This is a genomic window from Nonomuraea rhodomycinica (assembly GCF_013363995.1).
Classification (GTDB): Bacteria; Actinomycetota; Actinomycetes; order Streptosporangiales; family Streptosporangiaceae; genus Nonomuraea; species Nonomuraea rhodomycinica.
The window spans coordinates 1,643,214-1,657,219 of sequence record NZ_JABWGO010000001.1 but is presented as its reverse complement, the minus strand read 5'-3'; the positions used below and the strand labels follow the sequence as shown (position 1 = coordinate 1,657,219).

At 71.3% G+C, this 14,006-nt stretch carries 16 protein-coding genes and 1 pseudogene; 11 read left to right on the top strand and 6 right to left on the bottom strand.

Translation table 11 applies throughout. The annotated features are described in order from the left end of the window. The first annotated feature begins 94 nt into the window (after positions 1 to 94). Entirely contained in the window at positions 95 to 571 is a 477-nt protein-coding gene (locus tag HT134_RS07655) for a hypothetical protein (protein ID WP_217707233.1), read from the top strand. 22 nt (positions 572 to 593) lie between these two features. Here the strand turns inward: HT134_RS07655 and HT134_RS07650 are convergent. Next, a pseudogene (locus HT134_RS07650) lies at positions 594 to 1,579 on the bottom strand (IS5 family transposase). Positions 1,580 to 1,648: 69 nt separating this feature from the next. Beyond that, positions 1,649 to 2,011, bottom strand: coding sequence for a hypothetical protein (locus tag HT134_RS07645; protein WP_175599453.1), 363 nt, complete (start codon positions 2,009 to 2,011; stop codon positions 1,649 to 1,651). 254 nt (positions 2,012 to 2,265) lie between these two features. Between HT134_RS07645 and HT134_RS07640 the strand changes: the two genes are divergently transcribed. After that, a complete protein-coding gene (locus HT134_RS07640; RefSeq protein ID WP_312888022.1) occupies positions 2,266 to 2,643 on the top strand; it encodes a MerR family transcriptional regulator in 378 nt (125 codons plus the stop codon). Positions 2,644 to 2,730: 87 nt separating this feature from the next. On the opposite strand, the gene HT134_RS07635 is transcribed toward HT134_RS07640, so the two are convergent. Further along, positions 2,731 to 4,509 carry an AMP-dependent synthetase/ligase gene (locus HT134_RS07635; protein ID WP_175599452.1) on the bottom strand — a complete coding sequence of 593 codons (1,779 nt, stop codon included), beginning with the start codon at positions 4,507 to 4,509 and terminating at the stop codon, positions 2,731 to 2,733. A gap of 293 nt (positions 4,510 to 4,802) precedes the next feature. Between HT134_RS07635 and HT134_RS07630 the strand changes: the two genes are divergently transcribed. From HT134_RS07630 to HT134_RS07600, 7 genes are all read left to right on the top strand, one after another. Then, a complete protein-coding gene (locus HT134_RS07630) occupies positions 4,803 to 5,570 on the top strand; it encodes a metallophosphoesterase family protein (protein WP_175599451.1) in 768 nt (255 codons plus the stop codon). A 61-nt stretch (positions 5,571 to 5,631) separates the two neighbouring features. Then, positions 5,632 to 6,069, top strand: a complete 438-nt coding sequence (locus HT134_RS07625; RefSeq protein WP_175599450.1) for an SRPBCC family protein — start codon at positions 5,632 to 5,634, stop codon at positions 6,067 to 6,069. Further along, complete coding sequence (locus HT134_RS07620) at positions 6,053 to 7,273, top strand: ArsA family ATPase (RefSeq protein WP_312888021.1); 1,221 nt, start codon at positions 6,053 to 6,055, stop codon at positions 7,271 to 7,273. Before HT134_RS07625 ends, HT134_RS07620 begins: the two co-directional genes overlap by 17 nt. A 37-nt stretch (positions 7,274 to 7,310) precedes the next feature. After that, on the top strand, positions 7,311 to 7,865 hold the full coding sequence (locus tag HT134_RS07615) for a hypothetical protein (RefSeq protein WP_175599449.1): 555 nt from the start codon (positions 7,311 to 7,313) through the stop codon (positions 7,863 to 7,865). 13 nt (positions 7,866 to 7,878) lie between these two features. Further along, a complete protein-coding gene (locus tag HT134_RS07610; RefSeq protein WP_175599448.1) occupies positions 7,879 to 8,811 on the top strand; it encodes an ROK family glucokinase in 933 nt (310 codons plus the stop codon). 18 nt (positions 8,812 to 8,829) lie between these two features. Then, a complete protein-coding gene (locus tag HT134_RS07605; protein ID WP_175599447.1) occupies positions 8,830 to 9,552 on the top strand; it encodes an endonuclease/exonuclease/phosphatase family protein in 723 nt (240 codons plus the stop codon). Between the two features lie 9 nt (positions 9,553 to 9,561). Then, positions 9,562 to 10,707 (top strand): hypothetical protein, encoded by a 1,146-nt coding sequence (locus HT134_RS07600; RefSeq protein ID WP_246363565.1) that lies wholly within the window; start codon positions 9,562 to 9,564, stop codon positions 10,705 to 10,707. An 88-nt stretch (positions 10,708 to 10,795) separates the two neighbouring features. Here the strand turns inward: HT134_RS07600 and HT134_RS07595 are convergent, their stop codons facing one another. Together HT134_RS07595 and HT134_RS07590 are read right to left on the bottom strand one after the other, a co-directional pair. Further along, positions 10,796 to 11,263 carry a hypothetical protein gene (locus HT134_RS07595; RefSeq protein WP_175599446.1) on the bottom strand — a complete coding sequence of 156 codons (468 nt, stop codon included), beginning with the start codon at positions 11,261 to 11,263 and terminating at the stop codon, positions 10,796 to 10,798. Positions 11,264 to 11,309: 46 nt separating this feature from the next. Next, on the bottom strand, positions 11,310 to 12,068 hold the full coding sequence (locus HT134_RS07590) for an alpha/beta hydrolase (protein ID WP_175599445.1): 759 nt from the start codon (positions 12,066 to 12,068) through the stop codon (positions 11,310 to 11,312). Between the two features lie 147 nt (positions 12,069 to 12,215). Here HT134_RS07590 and HT134_RS07585 point away from each other — a divergent pair, with 147 nt between their 5' ends. Further along, the gene (locus tag HT134_RS07585; protein WP_175600205.1) at positions 12,216 to 12,917 is read left to right on the top strand and encodes a lysophospholipid acyltransferase family protein; all 702 of its coding nucleotides are present in this window, start codon (positions 12,216 to 12,218) and stop codon (positions 12,915 to 12,917) included. Between the two features lie 22 nt (positions 12,918 to 12,939). Here HT134_RS07585 and HT134_RS07580 read toward each other — a convergent pair whose 3' ends face one another. Continuing rightward, positions 12,940 to 13,395: a MarR family winged helix-turn-helix transcriptional regulator gene (locus HT134_RS07580; RefSeq protein ID WP_175599444.1), complete on the bottom strand. Its 456-nt coding sequence runs from the start codon at positions 13,393 to 13,395 to the stop codon at positions 12,940 to 12,942. Between the two features lie 83 nt (positions 13,396 to 13,478). Here HT134_RS07580 and HT134_RS07575 point away from each other — a divergent pair, with 83 nt between their 5' ends. Then, on the top strand, positions 13,479 to 13,907 hold the full coding sequence (locus HT134_RS07575; protein WP_175599443.1) for a DoxX family protein: 429 nt from the start codon (positions 13,479 to 13,481) through the stop codon (positions 13,905 to 13,907). Positions 13,908 to 14,006 lie beyond the last annotated feature (99 nt).

Genomic DNA, 14,006 nt, shown 5'->3' with positions numbered 1-14,006 from the left:
TCCTCGCGTCTCACACATCATGCATAAGATCGCGACCGCAGCCATCGCCGGTGTCGGCATCCTCATCTTCTCGTCCGCCTGTGCCACGACAGAGGTGTCCGCTTCCCAGGGGGCGTGCACGTTCACCTGGTCCAACATCGACGACCGTGACGTCCTCACCGCGGTCTCCGAGGCGAGAACATTGGCGAAAGGTGAGAAGTGGGTCCCGTCCATGCGGGTGCTGCGGTCGGGCGTCGCGCAGGTGACCGGGGTGAGGCTCGACAACCCGCAGACGGCGATCACGTCGTTGGGCGAGCGGGTCGGCCACTCGTTGGCACCGATCGGCCAGACGTATCCGTCCAAGGGCCGTCACGGTGAGAACTCTTTCGGTGCCGCGGGACGGTACGTCGTCTACCAGGTGGCGCCTCACCTGGTGGACGCCGACTTCGTCGTGGAGTGCGGTGGGAAGCGGCTCGGCTCGGGACAGGCCACCTCCTGGGAGTACGGCGACTCCGGCGGGACGGCGGAGTGCGACGTCAAGACGGGGGACGACAGCCGCATCGCCCGCATGGCGGCCGAGGTGGCTTGCTAGGGCCTGTATGGAGTTCGGATCTCTAGGCCGGTCGGAGGCTTCGCATCCATAAGACGTCTCCGCGTAGGTGCAGGCCAGCTACATAGCTTTCGGGTGTCTTATCGAACCGGAAGGCCAGACCGCGCCACTCCTTCATCCGGTTGATGCAGCGTTCGGCCGTGTTGCGCTGCTTGTAGAGATCGAGATCATGAGTGACCGGCCGACCGCCGTGGGATCCGCGCTTCTTACGGTTGGCCGCTTGGTCTGCCTTCTCGGGGATGGCCGCCTTGATCCGGCGTCGGCGCAGGTAGGCGCGGTTGTCGCGGGAGGAGTAGGCCCTGTCGGCGGCCACCGCGTCCGGCCGGGTGCGCGGACGGCCGATGGGCACGCGGATCTTGATGCGCTCCAGCACAGCACGGAACTGCGGGCTGTCTCCGGCCTGGCCGGCAGTCAGGATGAAAGACAGCGGACGGCATCGATGGTCGGCCGACAGATGCACTTTGCTGGTCAGGCCGCCCCGCGAGCGGCCCAGTTTGGCCGCCTTCAGCCGGAGCTGGTGCCGGTGTCGTAGCTGCCTTCGTCCGTCGCCGTCGCCGTCGCCGTCGCCGTCGCCGTCGCGGGCGTTTTGCCCCTTTGGCGTAGCCCCTTTTCCTGCATGACGGCTTCTTCCAGCGCGGCGCTCAGCTCACCGTCCAAGACCATCCCGGCGGCATGATGGTGGGCGCGGGCGGTGGTGGAGTCGACGCTGACCAGGTCGAGGCTGGCCTGCCCACGGGCTGTGGCCTTGGCGATTATCGCCTGCATCAGGTGCTCAAACACGCCGGCCAGCGCCCAGGAGCGAAACCGATCGTAGGCGGTGGACCATGGCCCGTACTCGATCGGCCGGTCCCGCCAGGGGCTGCCGGTACGAAACCGCCACATCACCGCGTTGAACAGCCGCCGCAGATCCGGGATCGGACCTCGCTCACCCAGCGGTAAGTGAGGCTCGATCAAGGACCATTCCTCGTCGGTGAGGTCTCCACGGGCCATGCCCGATGGCCTACCAGGACCGCCGACCATACCGCAGGCAATCCTTCTGATCTCAACTCCGTACAGGCCCTAGTTGAGTTCGAGCTTGGCCTGGATGGCGACGAGGATGTCCATCATCTCGACCTGAGTCTTCTGAATGGAGCGCTGGCTGTCCTGCATCGCCGTCTGGGTCTTCTGCATGGCCTCTTGCGCCTGGCGCAGCTCCGCGAAGCCGGTGTCCACCTTGTGGTCCAGGGTCTCGACCGTGCGCTCCAGGCGCGTGAGCCTGCCGTCGAGGATCGTGACCTTACCGTCGAGGATCTTGACGCGCTCTGCGACGCCGTTGATGCGCTCGGTCAGTTGCTGGCCGAGCTCCATCTGGTCGGCGCGAACCTGGATCATCTCGTTCTCGATCGCCGTGGCGTATTCGAGTGCCGCGTCCTTGATGCTCATCGCGATCTCCCCTACCTTTCTAGGTAGGGACCGGGGATGTACAGGATCTCCGGTCCCGCTTTCTTTCTTGGGGCTCAGATTACCTGTGCGGTCTCGGCTGCCAAGGCCATTTCCGGCCGCGACTTCGAACAAATTTCAGGTCGCCCACCTGGGTAAATCCTCGAAATTTCGGGAAAAGGCATTCATAATGTTCGCCGGTCAATGTGGACATAAAGGGTGGAATGGCGGGGCTGTGAGCGGTGTTGGGAGCTCACATGAAGGGCATGAAGATCGGCGATCTGTCGCGTGAGACCGGCGTGAGCCCTCGGCTGTTGCGCTACTACGAGGAGCAGGGGCTCCTGGAGGCCGAGCGCGACGGCGGCGGGCAGCGCCACTACGGACCGGACGCGCCGGTCGTCGTGCGGCGCATCCGCACCCTGCTCGACGCCGGCCTGCCGACCAGGGTGATCAAGGAGGTGCTCCCCTGCGTCGAAGGGGACGAGCAGCTCGCCGCCTGCACGCTCACGCACCTGCGGGGCCGGCTCACCGGGCTGGAGGAGCAGCTCGCCGGGCTGCAGGCCACCCGTGACGCCCTGGCCGGCCTGGTCGAGGCCGTCGAGCGCACCAGCCGGCGGCTGACGGCCGTGGGCTGACCGCCGCCGGTCGAAACTCTGCCGACCGCGAAAAGGGGGAGCGCAAAAGCCGGAAAGGGGACGTCTTCCCGGCTGCGGGCCAGGACGTCAGGACGTGTACAGGGCCTCCACGTCGGCGGCGAAGTCGCGCATGACGATGTTGCGCTTGATCTTGAGGGTCGGCGTCAGGTGGCCGCTCTCCTCGGTGATGTCCGCGTCCAGGATCGTGAACTTCTTGATCTGCTCCGCCTTCGACACCGTGGCGTTGGCCCGGTCCACCGCCTGCTGGACCTCGGCGCGGATCTCCGGGTCGGCGGCCGGATCGGCGGCGGCCCCCGCCGGCCCGCGCGTGGAGCGCCACTGCTCCAGCGCCTCCGGGTCGAGCGTGATCAGGGCGCCCACGAACGGCCGGCCGTCGCCGACCACCACGGCCTGGGAGACCAGCGGGTGCGCCCGCAGCGCGTCCTCCAGCGGCCCGGGGGCCACGTTCTTGCCGGCCGCGGTGACCAGGATCTCCTTCTTGCGCCCGGTGATCCGCAGGTAGCCGTCGGCGTCCAGATCGCCCACGTCGCCGGTGTGGAACCAGCCGTCGCCGTCGATCACCTCGCCCGTGGCGTCCTCGTTGTTCCAGTAGCCGCGGAAGACGTTGCGGCCCCTGGCGAGGATCTCGCCGTCCTCGCCCACGCGCAGGGTGACCCCGGGCAGGGGCTTGCCGACGGTGCCGATCTTGTTGGCCCCGGGCATGTTCACGGTGCACGGCGCGGAGGTCTCCGTCAGCCCGTACCCCTCGAAGACCTCGATGCCGGCGCCCCGGAAGAAGTGGCCGAGCCGCTCGCCGAGGGCGCCGCCGCCGCTCACGGCCGCCGACAGGCGGCCGCCGGTGGCCGCGCGGAGCTTGCGGTACACGAGCCGGTCGAACAGGGCGTGCCGCAGGCGCAGCCCGAGCGGGGCGCCGCCCGCGCTCTCGGCGCGGCTCCAGGCCACGGCCGTGTCCACGGCGCGGGCGAAGATGGCGCCCTTGCCGCCCGCGATGGCCTTCTGCTCGGCGCCGTTGTAGACCTTCTCGAAGACCCGCGGCACGCCCAGCAGGAACGTGGGACGGAACTCCACCAGGTCGGGCGCCACGTTCTTCATGTTCGGCGTGTGGGCGAGGACCGCGCCCGCCTCCACCAGCGCCACCTGGATCATGCGCGCGAAGATGTGCGCCAGCGGCAGGAACAGCAGCCCCGCCGGGTCCTTGGTGGTGAACAGCGGCTCCAGGGGGCCGCGCACCACGTTGCGGCCGGTGAACAGCAGGTTGTCGTGGGTGATCCGGCAGCCCTTGGGGCGGCCGGTCGTGCCGGAGGTGTAGACGACGGTGGCGAGGTCGGCGCCGCACACCCGGCCGCGGCGCTCGGCCACGTCCGCCTCGGAGATCTCGGAGGCGCCGGGCAGGCCGTCCAGCGCGGCCTCGACCCGCCACAGGTCCTTCAGCCCCGGCGCGGCCTCGCGCACGGTCTCCTCGTGCCCGTCCAGCTCGACGAAGGCCGCGCGGGCCGCGCTGTCGGTGAGGATCCAGCGGACCTGCTCGGTCGAGGACGTCTCGTAGATGGGCACCGTCACGGCGCCCACGGACCAGATGGCGTAGTCGATCAGCGTCCACTCGTAGCGGGTGCGCGACATGAGCGCGACGCGGTCGCCGTGCTCGATCCCCGCCGCGATGAGTCCCCTGGCCAGGGCGACCACCTGGTCGCGCAGCTCGGCGGCCGTGACGGCCGCCCAGGCGCCGTCCACCTGGCGTCGCACGACGACCCGGCCGGGCTCCCGCTCGGCCCTGTCGAACACCGTGTCGGGCAGGCTCGCGGTGGGTGGCACATCCACCAGTACGGGAACGCTGTACTCGCGCACGGACAAACTCCTCCAGGCGGACGCTTCGGGGATTGCCTGGACGTTACCGCGATAAGTTACGCGCCGGTAGCTTTGTCATCCAGGCGTTATGAACCCCTTCCTCACGCTAGCAGCCACAGATCAGCGGGGACGCCCACCGCGTTCAGCGGACCGCCACAGGCAGCACCGCATCGGCGCCTATGGTGGGTCGCGTTCAGCGACCCACCACAAGCAGCGCCGCAGGCGCGCTTATGGTGGTCCGCGTTCAGCGGACCGCCACAGGCAGCACCGAAGGTGCGCCTAGGATTGCCCGCATGCGGGTCCACGTCATCAGCGATGTGCACGGCCGCGCCGACGCGCTGGCCGCCGCCGGGGAGGGCGCCGACGCGCTGGTGTGCCTGGGCGACCTGATCCTGTTCATCGACTACGCCGACCACGGCAACGGCATCTTCGCCGACCTGTTCGGCGCCGAACGGGCCGCGGAGTTCATCGGCCTGCGCACGGCTGGGCGGTTCGACGAGGCCCGCGCCATGTCCGCCCGCCTGTGGGCGACCCTCGACGGCGACCCGCGCGAGCACATCGAGCGCCAGGTGCGCGCCCAGTACGAGCGCCTGTTCGCCGCGATGCCGGCGCCCGCCTACCTCACCTACGGCAACGTCGACCTGCCGCGCCTGTGGGCCGACTACGCGCGCGACGGGCACCGGGTGCTCGACGGCGAGAGCGTGGAGATCGGCGGGCTGCGGTTCGGGTTCGTCGGCGGGGGCCTGCGCACCACGTACCGCACGCCGTACGAGATCAGCGACGAGGAGTACGCGGCGAAGGTGGAGGCGGTCGGCGAGGTGGACGTGCTGTGCTGCCACATCCCGCCGGCGGTGCCCGAGCTGCTCTACGACGTGGTGGCCCGGCGTTTCGAGCGGGGCAGCGAGGCCACGCTGGAGCTGATCCGCCGCACGCAGCCCCGTTACGCGCTGTTCGGCCACGTCCACCAGCCGCTGCACCGGCGCGTCCGCATCGGCCGCACCGAGTGCGTCAACGTGGGGCATTTCCGCGGGAGAGGCGTTCCGTTCGTCCTCGAGTGGTGAAGCTTTCCGAGGCTCTTCGGCGCTCCGCCGCAAGTGGCGGTTTCTGCACTACGGTGGTCGCATGGCTGATCGCACGACTTCGAGCATCGTCATCGACGCCGACCGGCCCGGCGTGATGGCCGTCATCGCTGACTTCCCCGCCTATCCCGAATGGGCGGGCCAGGTGAAGAGCGCCGAGGTCCTGACCACCGGCGCCGACGGCAGGGCCGAGACCGTGCGGTTCGTGCTCGACGCCGGAGTGATCAGCGACACCTACACCCTCGGCTACACCTGGCACGACGACGAGAGCGTCTCCTGGCAGGTCGCCGAGCCCGGCAAGATGGTCGCCGAGCTGGCGGGAAGTTACCTCCTGTCCGAGGTGGGCACGGGCACCGAGGTGACGTACGAACTGGCGGCCGAACTGAAGGTGCCGATGATCGGCATGCTGCGGCGCAAGGCCGAGAAGGTCATCGTGGACACCGCCCTCAAGGGCCTGAAGAAGCGTGTCGAAGGCCGCTGAGGTGAGCCCCCGGGTCCTGCTGTTCACCGGGAAGGGCGGGGTGGGCAAGACCACGGCCGCCGCCGCGACCGCGACCCTCGCCGCCCGGCGCGGCCTCAAGACGCTGGTCGTCTCCACCGACACCGCGCACTCGCTGGCCGACGCGCTGGCCGTCGAGCCCGGCGAGGTCGCCCCCGGCCTGCACCTGCACCAGGTCGACACGCAGAAGTCCCTCGAACGCCACTGGGGCGAGCTGCGCGACTACGCCCGCGGCCTGCTCACCGAGCTCGGCCTGGACGAGATCACCTCCGAGGAGATCACCGTCCTGCCCGGGGCCGAGGAGATCATCGCCCTGCTGGAGCTGCGCGAGCACGCGCAGTCCGGCGCCTGGGACGTCATCGTGGTCGACTGCGCGCCCACCGCCGAGACGCTGCGGCTGCTCGCGCTGCCCGAGGCGCTCGACTGGCACGTGAACCGGCTGCTGCCCGTGGGCCGCCGGATCATGAAGCTGGCCGCGCCGTTCGTGCGCGGCGTCGCGCGCGTCAGCACCCTGGGAGACGAGGTCGTCGGCGCGGGGGAGCGCCTGCACCGCGCCCTGCTGGAGGTGCGCGAGCTGCTCACCGGCGACGGCGCGTCCGTGCGGCTGGTGCTGACGCCGGAGGCCGTGGTGCTCGCCGAGGCCCGCCGCACGCTCACCTCGCTCAACCTGTACGGCTACCGCGTCGACGCGGTCATCGCCAACCGGGTCTTCCCGGCGGGCGGGGCCGACGAATGGCGCGCCCAGTGGGTGAACGCCCAGACGCGGCTGCTGGCCGAGGCTGAGGAGTCGTTCGCGCCGCTGCCCCTGCACGTCGTGCCGTACCTGCCGGCCGAGCCGGTCGGCGCCGACGCGCTGGCGGCCGTCGGCGAGCGGCTGTACGGCGAGGCCGACCCGTTCGGGCCGCCCGGGGTGCGGCCGCCGCTGCGGCTGTCCGCCGACGAGCTGGAGCTCGACCTGCCCGGCGCCGACCGCGGCGACGTGGACCTGGCGCGCAAGGGCGACGAGCTGATCGTGACCGCCGGCCCGTACCGGAGGATCCTGGCGCTGCCGGTGGCGCTGGCCCGCAGGGAGATCGGCGGCGCGGTGCTCCGCGACGGCGTCCTGCGGGTACGGTTCAGCTCGGGAGCCCGATCCGGCGCGACGAGCGGAGCCTCCGGCCACGACGACAGGCCGGCCGCGACGTGAGCGAGACGGCGGGCGCTCCGGAGCCAGGGAGGGCCAGATGAGCGAGACCAACGACAGAGACCCCCGCGACACCGACGCCCGCGCCGCCGACCCCCGCGCGGACGACACCCGAAGCACCGGGACGGGCCGGACCGGCCAGAGCAGCCGGACCGGCCAGAGCGGACAGAGTGGACAGAGCTGGCAGGGCGGGCAGAGCGGCCGTGACCCGATCGGCACGGTGGCCGACGAGGCGCGCAAGCTGTTCGACGCGATCCAGGGCCAGGCCACCCGCCACGTCGGCCGGACGGTGCTCAGCTCGTTCACCGGCTCCCTCGGCGGCGGCGGGCGCAGGGACCAGCAGGACGTGTGGAGCGAGGCCGTCTCCGAGCCCCACGAGGAGTACATCTGCCGCGCCTGCCCGGTGTGCCGGGCGATCGCGGCGCAGCGCGAGTCGGGCAAGGACGTGACCGGCCATCTGGTCGCCGCGGGCGGCGAGCTGTTCGCCGCGTTCCGGCAGACGCTCGACGCGCTCAGCAAGCCGGCCGCCCCCCGCGGGCCGCGCGAGGACCGGGAGCGCGGGCACGATACCGTGCAGCACATCGACCTGGGATGAGGGGGCTACGGCAATGCTCACGATCGGCGTGGACATCGGCGGCACGAAGGTCAGCGCGGGTGTGGTCGACGAGAACGGCGCGATCGTCGAGCAGGCGCTGAGGAAGACACCGGCCGACCGGCCCGACCTCATCGCCGAGACCGTGGCCGACGTCGTCCGCGAGCTGGCCGAGGGCCGCGACATCGAGGCCGTCGGCGTCGGCGCCGCCGGGTTCGTGGACGAGTCGCGGTCCGTCGTCCGCTTCGCGCCCAACCTCGCCTGGCGCGAGGAGCCGCTGCAGAAGAAGATCAGCGGCATGGTCGGCCTGCCCGTGGTGATCGAGAACGACGCCAACGCCATGGCCTGGGGCGAGACCCGGTTCGGCGCGGGCCGCGGGCAGTCGCACATCGTGTGCCTCACGGTCGGCACCGGCATCGGCGGCGGCCTGGTGTTCGACGGCGCCCTGTTCCGCGGCCACTGGGGCATGGCGGCCGAGCTCGGCCACATGCAGGTCGTCCCCGACGGGCGGCCGTGCGGCTGCGGCCAGCGCGGCTGCTGGGAGCAGTACGCCAGCGGCAACGCCCTGGTCATGGAGGCCAGGCTCATCGCCGAGGAGCAGCCCGAGCGCGCCGGGATCCTGCTCGGCCTGGCCGGCGGCAAGATCGAGGGCGAGGAGGTCACCGAGGCGGCCCGGCAGGGCGACGAGGCGTCGCTCGCGGCGTTCGCCAGTCTGGCGGACTGGCTCGGCCAGGGCATGGCCGACCTGGCCGCGATCCTCGACCCCGGCTGCTTCATCGTGGGTGGCGGCGTGTGCCGCGCCTCCGACCTGTTCCTCGACCGGGCGCGCGAGGCGTTCACGCGGCGGCTGACCGGCCGCGGGCACCGGCCGCTGCCGGAGATCCGGCTGGCCGAGCTGGGCGCCAACGCCGGGATGGTCGGCGCCGCCGACCTGGCCAGGCATCGCTGACGGGTTTACAGTCCGTCCGTGACGGTCAGGCTGGCCACCTACAACGTGCGGGGGATGAAGGACAGCGTCCCCGCGCTCACCCGCGTGATCGGCGCGCTGCGCGCCGACCTGCTCTGCCTCCAGGAGGCGCCCCGGCTGCTCGGCTGGCAGGCCCGGCGTGCGGAGCTGGCCGGCTCCTGCGGGCTGCGGGTCGTGGCGGGACGGCGGCTCGGCGGCGTGGCCGTCCTCGCCGCCCCCCGGGCGCGGCTGCTGCACGCCGAGAGCCACGTGCTGCGCGTCTTCGTCGGCCTGGAGGTGCGCGGCCTGGCGATCGCCGTCGTCGAGGTCGAGGGCGCGCGGCTGGCCGTCGGCTCCACCCATCTCGACCTGAACGGCGCGGCCCGGCTGCACCACGTGACCGAGGCGATGACGCTGCTGGAGGCGGCGGCGGCCCGCTTCGGCGCGGAGCCCGTGCTGTGCGGCGACTTCAACGAGCGGGACCACCAGCCGGCCTGGCGCTACGTCGCCGCCCGGCTCGCCGACTGCTACCCGGCGGCGCCGCGGGGCGACGGCCTGACCTTCCCCGCCGGGTCGCCCCAGGCCCGCATCGACGCGATCTTCATCGGCCCGGGCCTGCGGGTTCGCGACTGCGGAGGGGCGCTCGCCGCCCCGGCCGACCTGGCCGCGGCTTCGGACCATCTGCCGGTGGTGGCGGAGGTGGAATCGGGGGCTGGGCTCCGGGGACCGGTCGTGAACCCTTAGCATTTGTTCATGACCCGTCGCTTCCGGCGGCGTGCGTTCTCCTTGATCATGGCGACGTCCGTGGCCTGGTCCCAGGTCACGCATGCCGCGCTAGCCGAGCCCCCGCCCGCCTCGGTCGAGGCGTGGCAGCGTTCGTCGAGCGCGCGCCTGGTCGCCGACGGCTCCCTGTCCGACGTGGCCGCACTGTCCGCCGACGACGTGTGGGCCGTGGGGCAGCAGGAGATCTGGGACGTCTGGAAGAGTCGCGGCACGATCCGCCACTGGGACGGCTCCCGGTGGTCGGAGGTCGCGATCCGGGACGCGAGCGGCGCGGGCAACCTGCGCGGCGTCGCCGCGGCCTCGCCGTCCGACGTGTGGGCCGTGGGCGACGGCCACGACGGCGTGCCCTATCTCGCCCACGGCGACGTCAACGGCTTCGACCGCGTACGCGCCGAGGGCCTGTGGACCGGCGACTGGCTCGGCGGCGTCGACGCCCGTCCCGGCCGGGTGGTGGCCGTCGGCCGGGGCAGGAGCCGCGACCTCGACCCGAGGAAGAGCAGCTGGACGGTCGGGCTCATCGTCACCGGCCAGAACGGCAAGTGGACCGTCCAGGAGACCGAGGCCGAGGGCGCCCTCTACGCGGTGTCCGAGGGCATCGCGGTCGGCGACACCGGCACCCAGCCGCTGATCATGCACCAGTCCGGCGACACGTGGAAGGCCATGCCCGTGCCCGACGTGCCCGGCGGCTACCTGCGCGACGTCCAGGTCGACGGCGGCAAGCGGGCCATGGCCGTCGGCGGCGTCTACCACGGGCCCAGCGACGTCGAGCCGCTCGTGCTGTCCTGGGACGGCAAGCACTGGCGGCGGGTGCCGCTGCCCGGCACCGACGCCCGCCTGTACGGGGTGACCGGCGACGGCAAGGGCCGCTACTGGATCTCCGGCTACGACCCCACCCGCGAGACCGAGCCGTTCATGCTGCGCTGCGAGAAGGGCGACTGCGAGATCATCCGCGGCGCCCCCGCGCAGGGCCGCAGCAGCGTGCGCCTGCAGGCCGTCACCTACCTGCCGGGCAAGGGGGCGGTGTGGGCCGTGGGCCACGCCGTCGACCTGGCCGACCGTTACGCCGATGTGGTGGAGACCTTCGGGCCGGGTGGCCCGCCGCCGAAGGACTCCTGACCCAGGCCGGCTCCTCCCGCGGAGCCGCCCTGAGCAGCCGCCCTGAGCCGTCCTGGGCCGAGTCGTCCAGCGGACGAAGGGGCCGGGGCTACAGGACGGCCCCGTCGTCCCAGCCGGAGTCGTTGGGCGGGCCGTCGCCCATGCGGACCACCAGCGCCACGAACCCGCCGATGAACGCCGCGACCGCCGTGAACAGCGCCCAGCCCTCCATCCGCCAGTCGGCCATCGCGGCCAGCAGCAGATAGGCCGGGCCGCCGAACAGCGCCGTCCAGGCCAGCTTGGTGGTCAGGTCGAGCTTGGGCAGCGGAGGTGGCGGCGGCGGCTCGTAGTGGCCCTCGTCGTCCGCGTCGTCGTGTCCGTCATGGTGCGGCTCGGGACGCTCGGCGTCGCTCTCGCGCAGGACGGGCTCGGCGGGCTGGATCACCCGGCGCGTCTGGTCGAGGGGGACGTTCTCGCTGTCCGGCCATGGCTGATCGGCCGAGTCGCGCTCGGCGGTGTCGTTGAAGGACGCGACGATCTGCCGCCAGACCTCGTCCTCATCACTCTGGGGCGTCACCTAGCCGGCCCTCTCCGCAGCGATCGCGGCTTCCCCCTGGGCGCGATCAGTCCCTCTGCAAGGGTACCGAGGCATGCGTCCTGATGAAGCCGAGGCTACCGGCAAAGATCCTGTCGGCATCGTTGTCGAGCGTCGCAACATGGTAGCTATCCGTAAGCTCCTCGATCGTGGCCTGCGGGACCTTCTGACGGATGATGGCCACGCTGGTGGGTTTCACCACGTGGTCGTCGATGCTGTGGAACACCAGCAGCGGCTGCGTCACCCGGGCGAGGTCGGCCTGCACCAGCGACCACAGGCCCGGCAGCGAGGCGGCCGCCTTCACGGGGGTGCGGGGGTACGCGAGCTCGGTCACGCCCGGCTTCTTCACGTCGTTCGCCACGCCCGGCACCGACGGCAGGAACCACTTGAGCAGCGGCGCCAGCCTCAGCAGCGGCACGTCGTTGGCGATCGACGGGTTGACCACCACCACCCCCTTGATCGCCTCACCGTGCACCTCGGCCAGCCGCAGCGCCAGGCAGCCGCCCAGCGACAGGCCCGCCACGAACACCTCGGCGCAGCGCCCCTGGAGGTCCTCGAACGCCTTCTCGACCTCGGCGTACCAGTCCTCCCAGCGGGTGTGGTTCATCTCCTGCCAGGTCGTGCCGTGACCGGGCTGGCGGGGCAGGGAGACGCTCAGACCGTGCCCGGCCAGGAACTCCGCCCACGGCCGCAGCGACTGCGGCGTGCCGGTGAACCCGTGGCAGAGCAGCACACCGATCTGGCCTGCTTCGTGATGGTACGGCTCCGCGCCTGGCATGAGCGGCATAACAGCTCCTCGAAGGGATTTCATCCCGGAACTGCCCGATCGTCGCACGATCCCGGGGCTTTGTGCGAGAGGTGGTGTAGGAGCATCGAGTCTGAGATGCGAAGATGACGTTGCTCACACATGAAGCGCAGAGGAAGAGGTGGCCGGGTGTTCTACTGGGTGGTCAAGGCCATCTTGGGGCCGTTCCTCCATCTCATCTTCCGTCCCTGGACGGAGGGTGCGGACAACGTGCCCCGGCAGGGGCCGGTGATCCTCGCCGGCAACCACCTGTCGTTCGCCGACCACTTCTTCGGCCCGCTGCACCTGCGCCGCAAGGTCATCTCGCTCGGCAAGTCGGACTACTTCACCGGCCGGGGGGTCAAGGGCTTCTTCACCCGGCTGTTCTTCAGCGGCGTCGGCACCGTGCCGATCGACCGCTCCGGCGGAAAGGCCAGCGAGGCGGCGCTGCGCACCGGCCTGCGGGTGCTGCGCGAGGGCCAGATCCTCGGCATCTACCCCGAGGGCACCCGCTCGCCCGACGGCCGCCTGTACAAGGGCAAGACCGGCGTCGCCCGGCTGGCGCTGGAGTCGCGGGCCCCGGTCATCCCGTGGGCCATGGTCAACACGTTCGAGATGATGCCCCCGGGCCGGCCGCTGCCCAAGCTGGGGATCCGGCCGGGTGTCCGGTTCGGCAAGCCGCTCGACTTCTCCCGCTACTACGGCATGGAGGACGACCGGCTGGTCCTGCGCGCGGTGACCGACGAGATCATGTACGCACTCATGGAGCTGTCGGGCCAGGAGTACGTCGACAAGTACGCGGCCAGCGCCAAGGTCGAGATGGAGCGCGCGGCCCGCGCCGCCAAGCACTGACCCACCCTCGTCCCGGAGCCGGCTACTCGCGCAGGGCCCGCTCCGTCTTGCTCATGGCCGTGGTCATGACCTCCAGTTCGTCGCGGGTCAGCCGGTCGACGAGGTAGGCGCGCACGACCGCGAGATGGCCCGGCGCCACGCGTTCGAGGCAGCGCAGGCCGGCCTCGGTGAGCACCGCCAGCACGCCGCGGTCGTCCGACGGGCAGGTCGCGCGCTCCACCAGTCCCGCCTTCTCCAGGCGGGTGATCTGGTACGTCAGCGCGCTCTTCGACACGACGACGCCCCGGGCCAGCTCGGTCATGCGCATCTGCCGGTCCGGGGCGTCGGCCAGCCGGACCAGGATCTCGTACTGCGGATGCGTCAGCCCGGCCGCGGCCTTGAGCTGCTCCTCGATGCGCCTCTCCAGCAGGTGAGAGGTGGACAGGAAGGCGCGCCACGCCGCCATTTCCGTGTCGTCTAGCCACCGGGTGTCGGTCACGGCCCAAGTGTACTTGTTGTTCAGATTTGAACCATCCTGTTATATTCGTTCAAATCTGAACGAACGACATCTGAGGAGACCGCATGATCGACCAGGCGCGCCCCGTCGCCCTGCTGCTCGCCCGGGTGGCGCTCGGCGTCATCTTCCTCGTGCACGGCTACCAGAAGTTCGCCGTCATGGGCATCGGGGGAGCCACGAAGTTCTTCGAGTCGATCGGCGTCCCGATGGCGGGCGTGGCGGCTCCGGCCATCGCGGTGCTGGAGGTGGCGGGCGGCCTGGCGCTGATCCTGGGGGCGGCGCTGCCGATCGCGGGCACGCTGCTGGCGCTCGACATGATCGGCGCGATCGTGTTCGTCCACGGGGCCAACGGGTTCGGCGCGGACAAGGGCGGTTACGAGTTCGTGCTGTCGCTGGCGGCGGGGGCGCTGGCGGTGGGCTTCACCGGGGGCGGCGCGCTGGCCGTGGACACGCTGCTGCGCCGCCGTCGCACCCCGGCCGGCGCGGCCGTCTGACGCCCGGGGCCGAGACGTCTCCGGAAGAGAAACTCTCTGGTGGAGCGGCAAGACCACCTCTGAACCGACGCGTCCGGGGTCGACGCGGGAGCGACTCCG